Genomic DNA, 14,790 nt, shown 5'->3' on the forward strand with positions numbered 1-14,790 from the left:
AATTATAAATAAGTATATTGTATTAAAATATGTTTATATTTATCATGAATTATAATGATTAAAGAAATATAGAGTGTTTCAAAATTTAGGATTAATAATAATTTTTAGGAAGTAATATGAAAAAAATTGAAGTTGTAGCTGCGATAATAGCTGAGGATAATAAAATCTATTGTGCAAGAAGAGCTAATAAAGGGGAGACTGCATTAAAATGGGAATTTCCTGGTGGTAAAATTGAAAAGGGTGAGCAAGCCCCTCAAGCTTTGATTAGAGAAATTAAAGAAGAGTTGAATGCTACAATAGAAGTAGATGACTATTTTATGAGTGTTGAACATCAATATTCTTCTTTTTTTGTAACTATGCATAGCTATCTATGTAGAGTTAAAGAAGGCTCTTTAAAACGAAATGAGCATATTGAAGATAAATGGCTTGAAATTAGTGAATTGAATACTCTCGATTGGGCAGAAGCTGATAAGCCTATTGTGGAAAAATTGATGAAAACTATTCTGCAATAGTAAAGTATTCATAAATATCCTTTCTTACTGGATTTTCTAATCGATATTTAATTTTGAAAGCTGGAGTATTATCTATGATAACTTCTTCAGCTTCATCTATTGGGTGAATTTCTCCAAGAAAATAGAAGTCTTTGGAGTTTGTTTTGGCTTTGTTTTTCCTAACAAATAAATATATTTTAGTACCTATTTCTTTTGAATGATAAATATATTTCCAATCTTTGGAACCTATTTTCCTATTTTTCTTTGACATTGCAACGATTACAGAATTTGTAATGAAATGATCTTGATAATTAATTGCATCCTCTTCTTTTTCATAATTTATGAAAACAGGGAGAGTGTTTGTTTTTTTATCATACATATATCCATTCATTACAGAGGATTGGTCTCTTTCCCAGTTTAAAGCTTTACAAACTTCTTCATAAGAATATTTAGCAAAAAGAGTTAAGTTTGTGTTTTTATATTTATTTATATATTTTTCATTATATTGTTCTTTAGCCCATTCGAGTATTTCTTTAACACATTTTATAAATGTTGGGTTTTTCATGTACGATTTTAGATTTGTTGATGGGACAATGTAGTTGTCAACTTTTTCTGCTAATATACACATTTTGTGAAGTGCTACGCTATTTTTAGTTTTGGGAATTGTATTATATTGATGAGAGAGGACTTTATAGGCTGTTTTTATTGAGGATGTTTCATATTTTATTTTTGACTCTGCAACGTTGTTTTCATCATATTCTATTAAATCATATAATAAAGCTATGGATTGAAAATGTTTCCCTTTTCCAATTTTTTTTGAAATGAAGTTTAGAGCATTTAATTCATTTTCACTTAAATTATAAGGATTTTTTTCTTTCTCGCATTTTTTAACTAAGTTGTAGTATGAATCAAAATTATCTATTACTATATCCATCGAGATTTCAGCATTTCGTTCAAATTCTTTAAAATTTGGAATATGAGCTATTTCTGTTTTTAATAATTTGTAAGCATCTTTTACACTTTTAATACCACTAATTTTGCAATTATCGATTGCTTTATATATTTGATGTTTTGAAATTTGATCAAATTCAATAGTTGAACAACCTGGTAAGAATGCTGATCCATCGCTAACTGTTTTTCTTATTGTTTCTTTATTAAAAGTTTTATCAGAAGAAAGAGCCATGGGAATATAATAATTATTTTCATAATTTCCAATAAAATCTAAAATTACAACAAAATCTTTATCATCCCATTTTCTCAAGCCTCTACCGATTTGCTGAATAAAAATTACAGCAGATTGTGTTGGCCGAAGCATTATTATTTGATTTACAGAGGGAATATCTACTCCTTCATTAAATATATCAACAGTGAAGATATAGTCTAGAGCATTTTGATTGTTTTCATTTTGTTCAAGCCTTGCGATAGCTTCCTCACGCTCTTGTTGTGTATTTTGACCCGATAAAGCTATAGTTTTATACCCTCGTTTATTAAATTTCTCAGATAAATCATGAGCTTCTTTATTTCTACTACAGAAAATTAATCCTTTAGCTCTGCAGCCACTAAAGCCATAAAATTCAATTTTTTCAATAATATTTTTAACTCTTTCATCACTACTTAATTTATTTATATCAGTATTATCATTTACTATTTCTCCATCAATTTTTATTTCAGCGATTCCAAAATAATGGAACGGACATAGAAGATTTGATTCCATAGCTTGTTGTAGGTTAATTTTAAGGGCTATATTGTTATCGAATATAGATAGTACATCCTTTGTATCAGTTCTGCTTGGAGTTGCTGTCATACCAAAAAGGAATTTAGGTTTGAAATAATTTATTATTTTTTGGTAACTAATTGAAGCTGAACGATGGGCTTCATCTATTATAATATAATCGAATTCATCTTCTTTGAATTGTTTAAAAATATCGGGTTTAGCCATCATCGTCATAGTCGAAAATAAATAATCAGCTGTAAAATTTTTTACTTTACCTGACAAAATACCAGTATTAATTTCAGGACCAAGGACTGTTTTAAAACTTTCTTCAGCTTGATTTAATAGTTGCTCTCTATGAGCTAGAAATAATAATCTTTTAGGTTTAGCATTTCTAACATCAAAAGCAGATAGATAAGTTTTCCCGGTACCAGTTGCTGATATTAATATAGCTTTATTTTTCCCTTGATTTCTTAAATCTTTTAAGGCTTCAACAGCTTTCATTTGCATGGAATTGGGTTTTAAAGATAGAGAGTTTATATCAAAATTTTTAATTTGATTGCGTAATTTTTTAATTTTATAATATTTTTCACTATATTGATTTAACCAAGAAGGTGTTAATTCAACAGCATCATTCCAAAGTTTATAAAAATCTTTTTCTATATTTTTTAATAAAGCACCATCTTCTTTCCCTGATAATTTAAGATTCCATTCTTTGTTTAACGATAATGCTGTTTGAGTTAAGTTAGAACTTCCAACAAGAAGTGATAAATAATCTTCATGTTTAAAAAGATACCCTTTTATATGAAAAGCCTCTTCTTCGTAAACTTTAACTTCTATATTATTAAATGATTGTAATTTTTCTAAGGCTTTTGGCTCTGAAAAAGTTAAGTAGTTTGAAGTTAATATTTTACCAGGGATTTTTTTTTCTTCTAGTTCTTTGAGTTGTTCTAATAATACGGTAACTCCACTAGTAGTGATAAAAGCAACAGAAAAAAAGAATTCAGTGCATGATAATAATTCACTTTTTATCTGTGTTAAAACTTTTAAACCTTCTTTTGCATTATTGATAATTAACTGAGGTGAAAATTTAACTTCACTTTCAATATTATTATCAAGTAATCCATATTCAGTTGCTTTTAGTAAGGTTGTAGAATTCATATATTGCAGCTTATCATGCAGGTTCCTAATAGTAAAGATCCTAAATTTATAAAATATTTAATTGAAAATTACTTACCATATAAAACAAATTTAAAAATAATTAATCCAGTTTTGCACTACAACTTTAAAATCTTTTTATCTATATTTTCTTTCTTATAATTAAGTTATATGTAATTACCTTTTCCTTGATAAGATTAATATGCTAGGTTATTATAAAAATTATGAAAGTTATAGTAATGGATGATGAAGAAAAAGTCTGTTCTCTAGTATGTGCATTAATACTTTGGGATGAATTAGGTTTAGAGTTAGTTGGAACAGCTGGTGATGGACTTGAAGGATTAGAACTAATAAAGAAAACTAATCCAGATATTCTGATTACTGATATTAGAATGCCTTCCTTAGATGGTTTGGAATTGATAAAGGAAGCAAAAAAAATAAATCCATCTTTACAGGTTATTATTATCAGTGGGTATCGCCAATTTGATTATGCGAAAAAAGCTATAAAATTTGGGGTATCAGATTATTTATTAAAACCAATAAAGCAAAAAGAATTATTAAATGCTTTAAAGAAGATGGTTCAAATATATAATGATAAACAAAACTATAGTAACTATTTAACAAACCGTGACGGTCTTAAAAGTTATTATTTGGTTAATTATATTGAAACTGGTAAAAATATAAACAAAGCGGAAGAGTTTTTTAAATTATCAGATTATATTTCTGTTTCATTGATTTCAGTAGATGGTGAGTTTTATAATTATGATAATAAAGCAAAAGAGGCTATAAGGAGTAAGTTAAAAGCAACTTTTGCAAATTATGTGGAACCTTTTACTGATTGGGATATTGTATATGCCGAAAAATATTATTGTTTTGTTTTACTCGTTTCTTTTGAGATTATTCAAAAAGATGAATTGGTTATTAGTTTAAAAAAAGGCTTTAAAGAAGCAGACCTAAATTTTTCTTCTTTATTTTCTAATTTAAAGTTAACTTTTACTTTAGGCTCTTCTATTACTGATTTAAGATCAATTATTACTAATCTGCAGAAAGTTTTAAAGTTAAGTTATACTAGAATAAATAAAAACTCTAATAGTTTTATCGAAAAAACTGAGAATGAGTTAGTACTAAATGAAGAGAAGGCAGCAAACTACATTTTGAGAATTAATTCTCTTTTTGCTCAAGAATCTTTAGATAAGAAGGCTTTTGGTAATTTAATTGATAGTCTATATGATTTAGAAGAAAATGAATTCTTTTTAACTGTTGAAAATGTTTTATTGAAATTGGCAGAAGTTTTTAAAAATCAATTAGAAGCTAGTGATTTTGATAAGATTGTTTTTGATAAAATATATTTCTTAAATTCAGTTGAATCTATTATAAATTACGTTAATAATCAATTAATCTTTATTTATAATATCTTGCTTGAAAAGAGAAATAATGAAAGTGCTAAACCAATTAGAGAAGCTCAGAGTATTATTCAAGAGAATTATTTTGATAATCAATTATCTTTAGATAGTGTTTCAGCTTTGGTACATCTTTCCTCAACATATTTTAGTGCCCTATTTAAAAAGGAAATGGGGAAAGGGTTTGCTGAATATTTAAGGGAAGTGAGAATTGAGAAATCAACAGAACTCTTAACAACGACCTCTCTGCCAATAAAAGATATCTCTAAAAAAGTTGGATATCAAGATCCTAGATATTTTACAAAATGTTTTAAAAGTCAGTTTGGAATAAAGCCACAAGATTATAGGAAATTATATGGTTAAATTTAGGTGGTTCAGAGAGCCCAAATATATTGAAACTAGATTATATGTATTTATTTTTTCTTCTTTGTTTTTAATTGTGTTAACTTTATTTTTCGTATTTTTATCTCATTTTGGTAGAATTAGAAGTGGAAATTGGTTTTTCTTACCTATTATATTAATAGTTTTATTAGTTCTTTATGGTTATTATCATATTTATATACCATATAAAAAATTCAAACACTTATTGAGATTATTTAATTCAGGGCAAACATATTCACATTTTACTGATTTAAAAAATCCCATGAGCAAAGAGTTTGAACAAATGGATAATAGATTAGCTCAAATTTTAGATAGTGATATATTAATGAGTGTAAGTAAAAGACAAGCTCAATATTTAGCTTTGCAAAATCAAATTAATCCTCATTTTCTATACAATACACTTGAAGGAATAAGATCAGAAGCTTTAATCGAAGGTAATCAGTCGATTAGTTCTATGTGTGAGGCCCTAGCAACATTTTTTAGATATACTATAAGTCATGTACAAAATTTAGTTCCCCTTTCCCAAGAAATAGAAAATACAAAGAACTATTTTTATATTCAACAATATAGATTTGGTGAGAGAATTTCTATGGAGATATCCTTCATAGATAATTGTGAAGAAGATGCTTTGAGGATTAGAATTCCTAAATTAACTCTACAACCAATAGTAGAAAATGCAATAGTACATGGCTTAGAATGTAAAAAAGGTAACGGGACTTTATTTATTAATATTGAATTATTTGATTCAAGATTATTGATTAGTGTAAAGGATAATGGAGTTGGAATGCCAGAAGAACAATTAAAAAATCTTAAGGCTGATTTATTAAAAGAAAGTTCTGATCAAGTCGATACTACGCCAATACATGGTGGAATTGCTCTTGTTAATGTAAATAGTAGGATTAAATTATTATTTGGAGAAAGATATGGACTTGATGTAACAAGTTGTGAGAATTTAGGAACAGATGTAACTATAAGTCTTCCAAGTGAATATAAAAGTGCAGAGGAGCAATAGTGAAAACTGAAATATTATGTTTAGAAAAAGTATTTTATCCTCCATTTTTAGATGATGTTAATTTATATATTTCAAAAGGGGAAATTGTTGGTTTAATTCCAATTAATATTCTTGGTGTTGAAGAATTGTTACAATTAATTAGTGAAGGTTTACCTTTGCATTATGGGTATGTTTCATATGAAGGAAAGATTGTAAATGATTATCTAGATCCATCTCCAAAACGAAATAATGTTACTATAATAGATAAAGAGAGTAATTTAATAGAATCTTTAAAAGTTTATGAAAATCTTTTTATTATTAGAAAAGGGTTTTCCCAACATGTTATAAGCAAAAAGATGTTAATCGGACAAACCGAGCGTTTATTAAAGCAAGTTGGTTTGAATATAAAAGCTGAAATGTATGTTGATGACTTAACAAGTTATGAAAAAGTAGCTTTAGAATTAGTTAAAACCCAAATAACAGGTTCTAAGCTTGTTGTTTTAAAAGATATTTCAAGCTTCATTCATGAAAAAGATATATTATTACTTCACAAATTAATTAGAAAGTTAAGTGATAAAGGAATGTCCTTTTTGTATATATGTAATCATCATCAAGAAGCTTTTTTAGTTAGCGATAGATGCTATCTTATGAAAGAAGGGCATATGATTAAAAATCTATTGCCTAATGAGATGAGTGATGAAGTTATGATTCACTATAGTTATGTTTTTGAACAAAGTTTAGCAACAGATGAGAGGAAGGCTCTATATAAAAAAGATGATACCAGCGATATAGTTTTATCACTTAATAATATATGTTTTGAAGGTTTGAATAATTTAAATTTTAGATTAAAGAGAGGCGAGACTGTTGTTATTTTAGATAGTGATAATTCAGTAATAGAGTCTTTATCTAAACTATTTAGATGTGAAGATGTAGTTGATTCTGGAGAAATTTTAATTGGAGGAATTCCTTTAGAAAAGAATGATAGAAATCTTGCTTTTGCAGATAAAAAAACATTGAAATCAAATTTATTTTTTACCTTATCTGTAATGGATAATATATTGTTTTGTGCTGATCATAAATTAAAAAATTTATGGCTAAATCATAAAATAGAAAATTCTTTAGCAAAATCTTTAGAAAAAGAGCTAGGGGATATAGTATATGAAAAAGACTTATTAAATCTAAGTGAATCTGATTTATTTTTAGTAATGCATCAAAAAATAATTTTCCAAAAACCGTTAGTTTTAGTTTTAGTGCAACCTTTTTCCTTTTTAGATATGTATCAAAGATTAAAGAATATAGAGTATTTTGATAAGTTAAAACAAAAGGGAATATCCCTTTTAATTTTAGCTTTATCTTTATCTGACACCTTACAAGTTGCAGATAGATTACTATTAGCAACTGATGGTAAGATTATTAACTCTTACAATAGGAGTGAATTTTCCTCACTTTCACATTTACATGGGTCTTTACCTAAAAATTAATTGAAATCATAAAAATATCACACCTTTTCATGAATTTATAACCCTTTGCAACTCAAATTTTCCATGAGAACATTACTATGGTTGAAGGAGTTATTAACCTATGAGTAATGAATATATTGTTGAAATGAAGGATATTACTAAGACTTTTCCAGGGGTAAAAGCCCTTGATAAGGTATCATTTCATCTAAAAAGTGGACAAGTAATGGCTCTCTTAGGAGAAAATGGTGCCGGTAAATCTACACTAATGAAAATACTCTCTGGAGTTTATACTAGAGATGAGGGTGAATTAAAGATATTTGGTGAAGAGATAAAAGGCAATCTAACTCCAAAAAGTGCACAAGATTTAGGAGTTGCAATTATACACCAAGAGTTGAATATGTGCTCGCATTTAACTGTAGCTGAAAATATTTTTTTAGGTAAGGAAATCCATAGCAAAGGTTTACTAAAAGATAAAGAAATGATTAAAAGAGCAGATGCAGTTTTGCAAAGGTTAAAGATTGATATTAATCCTACAGCTATTGTTGGTAATCTTGGTGTTGGCCAACAACAAATGGTTGAAATAGCGAAAGCTCTTGAATCTAATGCTAAAGTTCTAATAATGGATGAACCAACTAGTGCTTTGACAACGAAAGAAATAGAAGATTTGTTTAGAATTATAAGAGAAGTTAAAGCTAGTGGTTGCGGAATTGTATATATTTCACATAGATTAGAAGAACTTCAACATATTGTAGATTACGTTACAATCATGAGAGACGGAAAATATATTACTGAAGGAGCTTTTGATCAATTACCTCTTTCCAAAATTATTTCTCATATGGTTGGTCGTGAGATAACAGAACAATTTCCAAGAGTGAAGACTAAACGTGGTAAGAAAATTTTTACTGTTAAAAATTTAAACGCTGGAAGAATGGTTAGAGACGTTAGTTTTGATGCTTATGAAGGTGAAATTTTAGGTATTGCTGGTTTAATGGGTGCCGGTAGAACAGAAACCACAAGGGCTATTTTTGGAGTAGATCATAAAGACAGTGGTGAGATAATTGTTCAAGGTGAGAAAGTAGATATTAAATGTCCTATGGATGCTATTAAGCATGGGATTGTTTTAGCACCTGAAGATAGAAAAAAAGATGGTCTTTGTACAAAATTATCTGTTAGAGAAAATATTGCTTTAGCTAATTTAGATGAATTATGTAATAAGACGGGTGTTGTAAATAGAAAAAAAGAAAAAGAAATAGTTGAAAAAGCTATAGTGAATTTAAAAATAAAATTACCTACTTCTGAGGTAAATGCAGCAAGCCTTTCAGGTGGAAACCAGCAAAAAGTTGTAGTAGCTAAATGGTTAGCTAGAAACAGTAAGGTTGTAATTTTTGATGAACCTACAAGGGGAATCGATGTTGCAGCTAAAGTTGAAATCTACAACATTATGAACACTTTAAAGCAAAATGGTATCGCTGTTGTATTTGTTTCTAGTGAGATGCCAGAAATTTTAGGTGTTTCAGATAGAATTGTAGTTATGTGTGATGGTAGAGTCACTGGATCTTTAGCTACTGAAAAAACAAATCAAGAAGAAATATTACAATTAGCTACAAAATTTGAAAATAAGATTGACTAGAAAGGACGTGAAAAAATGAATCAGAAATTGGAAAGCCCTTATAAAAGATTAATGGCAATAAGGGGAATGGGACAAGTATTAACAGTTACTATTGGATTAATCATCCTATGTATAGTTTTTGGGTTAATGAATCCGATGTTCTTTTCATCAAGAAATGTATCTAATTTGCTAAGACAAATTGCTCCTATTTTATTAATTGGTATAGGTCAATCCTACGTATTATTAATTGGTCAAATTGACTTGAGTATTGGAAGTGTTGTCGGTATGAGTTGTATGATTAGTGCAACTTTGATGACTAGAGGTGTTAATCCCCTAGCTGCTGTAATTATCACAATAATCTGTGCTTTGATGGTTGGTCTTGTAAATGGATTCTTAGTTGCTTGGTGTAAATTACCATCTTTTATTGCAACTCTTGGAACAATGACAATTGCAAGAGGGATTGCCCAAATAGCAAATAATAACTATAACACTGATTCAATTGGTGAAGCTGCTGAAGGCTTTAGAAACTTCTTCTATTATGGAAAAAGTTTAGGCTTATATAACACAATTTGGATAGCATTAGGACTTTGGTTAATTTTTAATTTTGTATTAACACGAACTAGAACTGGTCGTCACATATATGCAGTTGGTTCTAATATTGAAGCTGCTAGATTGTCTGGTGTTTCTGTTGTCTCAACAACTATCAAAGCCTACTTAGTTTCAGCTTTTGTTTGTTGTGTAGTTGGTTTGATTACTACAGCAACAAGTGGTATGGGAACAATGGATGCAGGAACTTCTTATGAATTATATGCTGTTGCAGCATCAGTTATCGGTGGTGTTTCAACTTTAGGTGGACAAGGTCTCTTATTTGGCACAGTTGTTGGTGCATCAATTTGGGGTGTTCTTCAAAATGGTCTCCAGTTTGCTGGAGCTCCAATAGCAATTAGAAATATTGTTATTGGAATTATAGTTGTGGTTTCAGTACTTCTTGACGTTATTGTTAGAAGCAATAAGGGAAAGAGTTGGAAAATATTAAAAAAATAAAAAGCAAATTGCTATTTAAAAAAGGAGAAAATAATGAAAAAAGCATTATTAATCGTTACACTTTCACTTTTCGTCGTTGTTGGCCTATTCGCACAAGGTCAAAGTGAATCCTCAAATAAGAAGGTTTACTTAATTACTATGGATCAAATGGATCAACACTGGCAAAACGTTAATGCAGGTTGTGAAAAAGCTGTAGCTGAATTTGGTGGAATTGACTACAAATGGTTAGCTCCAGATGTTAAAGATGATAATAAACAAATTGAATCAATTAACAATGCCGTAGCAGGTGGAGCTGATGTTATCCTATTAGCTGCTAACGGACCTGATGCTGTTACTGCTGCTTTAAAAGAAGCAACTTCAGCTGGCGTAAAAATAATATATGTTGATAGTGCTGCTGACTATCCTGGTGAACAAATTTTAGCAACAGATAATGAAGCTGCTGGTACAACTGCAGGACAACAAATGATTAATGAATTGAAAGCAAGAGGCGTTACTTCAGGTTCTATCGGTATCATTAATGTTAATGCTGCAACAGCTTCAACTGTAGCTCGTGAAGCAGGATTTAGAAAAGCATTCGAAGGTACAGCTTATAATATTTTAGAAACTCAATATTGTAATGGTGATGCTGCTATTGCTAAAGATATGAGTGCTAACTTTATAACACAAGGTGTTGTAGGTCTATTTGGTGCAAACGAAGGATCAACAGTTGGTGTAGGTAATGCAATCCAAGAAGCAGGAAATTCTGTTGTTGGTGTTGGATTTGATAAATCAGATATGATTCTATCTTTAATTGACAAAGGTTATTTACTTTGCACAATGGCTCAAAATCCTGATGTAATGGGATATGAAGGTATTAAGACAGCAATTGATGTTCTTAATGGTAAAACTATTGAGCAAAAATATGTAGATACTGGTGTATCTGTAATTGGTAAAAACTAATTAACTAGAGGCACCTTAATTGGTGCCTCATTTATTATTGTATTTATAATTAATTTTAAAATAATTTATTAAAATTTGAGGGTAGTTAATGAAGCATTATATTGGCTTAGATATTGGTGGAACAAAAATATCAGTAGTTCTCTCTAATGATAAGTGTGAAATTTTACATAAGATTAAATTTCCAACAAAAATAGAATTTGAAGATAACTTTCAATTAATTATTGATGCAATAAACAAGATTAAAATAGATTTTGATGTAGATATAATGGCCATAGGCATAAGTGCTGGTGGACCATTAGATAGTGAAAAGGGTGTTTTTATAAGTCCTACCCATTTACAGACTTGGCATGGAATAAATATTAAAAAACGACTTGAAGATGTTTTTCACATTCCAACCTTTTTAGAGAATGATGCAAATGCTTGTGCCTTAGCAGAATATTATTATGGCAATGGAAGAGGCAGTAAAAACTTTGCATTTTTAACATTTGGTACTGGTATGGGAGCTGGTCTTATTTTATCGGGGAAATTATATAAAGGATCTAATGATCAAGCTGGAGAAATAGGGCATATAAGAATTGATAAAGATGGTCCTTTATGCTATGGCAAGTATGGATCTGTTGAAAGTTACTGTTGCGGTGAAGGTATTTCTTTATTACATGAAAAATTGACAAATCAAAAATTAACTACTAAAGAAATTTTTGATCGTGCAGAAAAGGATGGCGATAAATTAGCTATTGAAACAGTTAGAAGAAGTAGTGAAAAATTAGGTTTAACCTTAGCTATTTTAATAGATTTATTAGCCTTAGATTGCATTGTAATTGGAAGTATTTATTCAAGAAGTCAAGAGATAATCGATAAAACAATGCTAAAAATATTAGATGATGAAATTCTCGATATAAATAAAGGGTTGTGTAAAATAAAACCGTCTTTATTAATGGAAAATCTTGGGGATGTTGCATCTGTTACCGTAGCTCAAAGAGGGTTAAAATAGTATGGAAAAATATTTAGAAGAGTTAATTAGTAGATATCCACAGCTTAAAAGCTGTTATCAACAAATATTACAAAGTTACTTAATTTTGAATGATTGCGGAAAGTCTCATCATAAAATTTTAGTTTGTGGAAATGGTGGCAGTAGTGCTGATAGTGATCATATAGTTGGCGAATTAATGAAATCTTTTGTAAAAAAAAGACCAATTAATGATGAATTGCAAAAACAAATATCACAAATATCTAATGAAGAAGCTCCTCTTTTAAATGAAAAATTGCAAGATGCTGTAGCTGCAATTAATTTATCACAACATAGTGCCCTAAATACTGCTTTTAGTAATGATGTAGATGCTTCATTAATTTTTGCTCAGCAAGTGGTAGGATATGGAAATGAGGGGGATGTCTTAATTTGCATATCTTCTTCTGGTTCATCCAAAAACGTGGTTTTAGCTAGTATTGTAGCTAAGGCTAAAAATTTAAAAGTAATTGGGCTCACAGGGAAAAGAGAAGGGGCAGTTGATAAATATTGTGATGTTGTAATAAAAGTCCCTGAAACTGAGACTTACAAAGTTCAGGAGTTACATCTTCCAATATATCACTCTCTTTGTTTGATGATAGAAGATTCTCTTTGGTAGATCTTATTTAAAAATAAAATTTCTTATGGCTTCAACTGTAATCTGTTGTTGTTTTTCTCTAGAGATAGTTGCAACAGTATCTCCTTTTTGAGAGCCATAATTTCCAAAATTTGCATGATTAGCACCCTCAATTTCGATTTTAGTAGCACCATCTAGTTTTGATACATCTAAAACAGTATCAAGAGATCCAAAGATGCAAATAGTGCTAATTGGAGCTTCATTTAAAGGATAAGATGCTAGAAGGATTAAGCCTTCTAGTTTTTTATAGTTATCCGCAGCATAACTACTAGCCATAGCTCCACCAAGAGAGTGACCTGAGAGAAACCAATTGTTTATTGAAGGGTATCTTTCAATTATTTTATCTGCAGCATCTATATTAAAAACAGCTAAGTTAAAAGGCATTTTTACTAAGAAACAAGTTACACCAGTTTGCGAAATTTGATTTAAAAGTGGAAGGTAAGCCTTATCTTCAACTTTACCTCCAGGGTAGAATATTAAGCCAATATTTTTATCATTACTTTTATTTGGATAGATAACTGTAAAATTATCAATTTCATCTATATTAGGATTAGAAGAATAAATTTTATTAATATCTGTGGTATTTGCCTTTAAATAATTTGATGTATAGATAAAAAAGATTCCTATTATGATAAAAAAGAAAACTAAAATAATTTTATATATTTGCTTTTTTTTCATTAATACTCCACTAAATGTAAAAATATAGTGAATTAAGTAAATATTCAACACAATATTTTAAAGATAATTTGTATAAGTAATTTTTTAGGGCATTGCTTGATTTATCACTTTTTATATATGTATCTAATAATTTTAAAAATTTTTGTTTCTCTTTTTCTGTTGCATTCTTTTTAAAATAGCCCCAAACATGTTGAGCAGTATTAATTTGACCTTTCTTATCTAGATTTAAGGCTATTGCTTTTTCTATAATTTTATAAAATTCAATTAAATCAATTTTGTTTTTATCTTTTAACAGTTGTCTGATTTGATTATATAGAGTAGCAGAACAACTTAAAACATAGTATTTATATCTAGCCCATTCTTTTTCTACTAATTGAATTTTTAAAGGTTTTGAGATGAGTAGATTACATTTTATGGCAGAGAGATTTTTATCTTTTACTTCTAACATAATATCTATTTCTTTATTTATAAGATTATTATAAAAAGATAAAAACTCTTCAGCTTTTATAGTCTTCGAATGGGCCCCATTTCTATAATTAGTAGCAGTTTGTGAATAGTGGATTTTTTGTTTTCCATCTGTTTTTGACCAAGTTTTATTACATTCTTCTATCAGTTCAAATTCTGTTTTATTACATTTTTCTGGAGGGTTTAATTTATGGTGAAGATTATCAAATACAACAGGTGCATGAATTTTAGAAGAAATATATAAAACATCTTGAATATTGTATGATTTATCATCGTTTTCAATTATAATTCTATTTTTTAAATTATCATCTAACTTATTGAAATTTGATATAAATCTTTCCATTGAAGTTGTTTTATCTGAATAGACTCCGCCTATGTGTAAGACAATTTTGCTAGAGTAGTTAACTTGAAGTGAATCTAAAAACATACAATGATATTTAATATCTTCAATTGATTTTTGTACAACTACCTCGTTGATAGAATTAATTATAGTATATTGACCTGGATGCATAGATACTCGTATATTATTGCTTTTAATTAGATTCCCAATTTCGATAAGTCTTTTTTTAAATATTTGCCACCAAGGAAAGGTGTTAATTGGGTGTGAAGCTAGAGGCATTATGTCAGAGCTAATCCTAAATAGATGAATATCATTTTCTATATTATATTTTACAACTTCTTCTAAAGCCTTTAGATTTTGATCAATTATTTGATACATTTTTTCAGTACTGTAATTTTTAACACGGATAGTAGATAATTTAGTATCACTTCTCCCTATGTTAATACATGCATAACCAATTGACATAAATACCTCTTAATAAAC

General features: G+C 28.8%; 12 protein-coding genes. 9 read left to right on the top strand and 3 right to left on the bottom strand.

The annotated features are described in order from the left end of the window. Positions 1-116: 116 nt before the first annotated feature. Positions 117-512, top strand: coding sequence for a (deoxy)nucleoside triphosphate pyrophosphohydrolase (locus tag ACZ5SO_RS14315; protein WP_464625516.1), 396 nt, complete (start codon positions 117-119; stop codon positions 510-512). On the opposite strand, the gene ACZ5SO_RS14320 is transcribed toward ACZ5SO_RS14315, so the two are convergent. Beyond that, a complete protein-coding gene (locus ACZ5SO_RS14320) occupies positions 499-3,363 on the bottom strand; it encodes a DUF3427 domain-containing protein (protein ID WP_464625518.1) in 2,865 nt (954 codons plus the stop codon). The genes ACZ5SO_RS14315 and ACZ5SO_RS14320 overlap by 14 nt on opposite strands. Before the next feature lie 221 nt (positions 3,364-3,584). Between ACZ5SO_RS14320 and ACZ5SO_RS14325 the strand changes: the two genes are divergently transcribed. From ACZ5SO_RS14325 to ACZ5SO_RS14360, 8 genes are all read left to right on the top strand, one after another. Next, positions 3,585-5,123 carry a response regulator transcription factor gene (locus ACZ5SO_RS14325; protein WP_464625519.1) on the top strand — a complete coding sequence of 513 codons (1,539 nt, stop codon included), beginning with the start codon at positions 3,585-3,587 and terminating at the stop codon, positions 5,121-5,123. Then, positions 5,116-6,153: a sensor histidine kinase gene (locus tag ACZ5SO_RS14330; RefSeq protein ID WP_464625521.1), complete on the top strand. Its 1,038-nt coding sequence runs from the start codon at positions 5,116-5,118 to the stop codon at positions 6,151-6,153. The genes ACZ5SO_RS14325 and ACZ5SO_RS14330 overlap by 8 nt, the downstream gene beginning before the upstream one ends. Next, a complete protein-coding gene (locus tag ACZ5SO_RS14335; protein WP_464625522.1) occupies positions 6,153-7,613 on the top strand; it encodes an ATP-binding cassette domain-containing protein in 1,461 nt (486 codons plus the stop codon). The genes ACZ5SO_RS14330 and ACZ5SO_RS14335 overlap by 1 nt, the downstream gene beginning before the upstream one ends. 100 nt (positions 7,614-7,713) lie before the next feature. Further along, a complete protein-coding gene (locus ACZ5SO_RS14340; RefSeq protein ID WP_464625524.1) occupies positions 7,714-9,222 on the top strand; it encodes a sugar ABC transporter ATP-binding protein in 1,509 nt (502 codons plus the stop codon). 15 nt (positions 9,223-9,237) lie between these two features. Next, on the top strand, positions 9,238-10,245 hold the full coding sequence (locus ACZ5SO_RS14345) for an ABC transporter permease (RefSeq protein WP_464625525.1): 1,008 nt from the start codon (positions 9,238-9,240) through the stop codon (positions 10,243-10,245). Positions 10,246-10,278: 33 nt separating this feature from the next. After that, entirely contained in the window at positions 10,279-11,184 is a 906-nt protein-coding gene (locus ACZ5SO_RS14350; RefSeq protein WP_464625526.1) for a substrate-binding domain-containing protein, read from the top strand. Between the two features lie 88 nt (positions 11,185-11,272). After that, complete coding sequence (locus ACZ5SO_RS14355) at positions 11,273-12,175, top strand: ROK family protein (RefSeq protein ID WP_464625527.1); 903 nt, start codon at positions 11,273-11,275, stop codon at positions 12,173-12,175. A gap of 1 nt (position 12,176) precedes the next feature. After that, a complete protein-coding gene (locus ACZ5SO_RS14360; RefSeq protein ID WP_464625529.1) occupies positions 12,177-12,806 on the top strand; it encodes a D-sedoheptulose-7-phosphate isomerase in 630 nt (209 codons plus the stop codon). 3 nt (positions 12,807-12,809) lie between these two features. Here ACZ5SO_RS14360 and ACZ5SO_RS14365 read toward each other — a convergent pair whose 3' ends face one another. Both ACZ5SO_RS14365 and uvsE read right to left on the bottom strand, forming a co-directional pair. Then, entirely contained in the window at positions 12,810-13,502 is a 693-nt protein-coding gene (locus ACZ5SO_RS14365; protein WP_464625531.1) for an alpha/beta hydrolase, read from the bottom strand. 10 nt (positions 13,503-13,512) lie between these two features. Next, positions 13,513-14,772 (bottom strand): UV DNA damage repair endonuclease UvsE, encoded by a 1,260-nt coding sequence (gene uvsE / locus ACZ5SO_RS14370; protein ID WP_464625532.1) that lies wholly within the window; start codon positions 14,770-14,772, stop codon positions 13,513-13,515. Positions 14,773-14,790: the final 18 nt, after the last annotated feature.

Source organism: Pleomorphochaeta naphthae (assembly GCF_055396005.1).

Coding starts and splice junctions, on each gene's coding strand:
- ACZ5SO_RS14315 (WP_464625516.1), top strand. CDS start 117: ATGAAAAAAATTGAAGTTGTAGCTGCGATAATAGCTGAGGATAATAAA.
- ACZ5SO_RS14320 (WP_464625518.1), bottom strand. CDS start 3,363: ATGAATTCTACAACCTTACTAAAAGCAACTGAATATGGATTACTTGAT.
- ACZ5SO_RS14325 (WP_464625519.1), top strand. CDS start 3,585: ATGAAAGTTATAGTAATGGATGATGAAGAAAAAGTCTGTTCTCTAGTA.
- ACZ5SO_RS14330 (WP_464625521.1), top strand. CDS start 5,116: ATGGTTAAATTTAGGTGGTTCAGAGAGCCCAAATATATTGAAACTAGA.
- ACZ5SO_RS14340 (WP_464625524.1), top strand. CDS start 7,714: ATGAGTAATGAATATATTGTTGAAATGAAGGATATTACTAAGACTTTT.
- ACZ5SO_RS14345 (WP_464625525.1), top strand. CDS start 9,238: ATGAATCAGAAATTGGAAAGCCCTTATAAAAGATTAATGGCAATAAGG.
- ACZ5SO_RS14350 (WP_464625526.1), top strand. CDS start 10,279: ATGAAAAAAGCATTATTAATCGTTACACTTTCACTTTTCGTCGTTGTT.
- ACZ5SO_RS14355 (WP_464625527.1), top strand. CDS start 11,273: ATGAAGCATTATATTGGCTTAGATATTGGTGGAACAAAAATATCAGTA.
- ACZ5SO_RS14360 (WP_464625529.1), top strand. CDS start 12,177: ATGGAAAAATATTTAGAAGAGTTAATTAGTAGATATCCACAGCTTAAA.
- ACZ5SO_RS14365 (WP_464625531.1), bottom strand. CDS start 13,502: ATGAAAAAAAAGCAAATATATAAAATTATTTTAGTTTTCTTTTTTATC.
- uvsE (WP_464625532.1), bottom strand. CDS start 14,772: ATGTCAATTGGTTATGCATGTATTAACATAGGGAGAAGTGATACTAAA.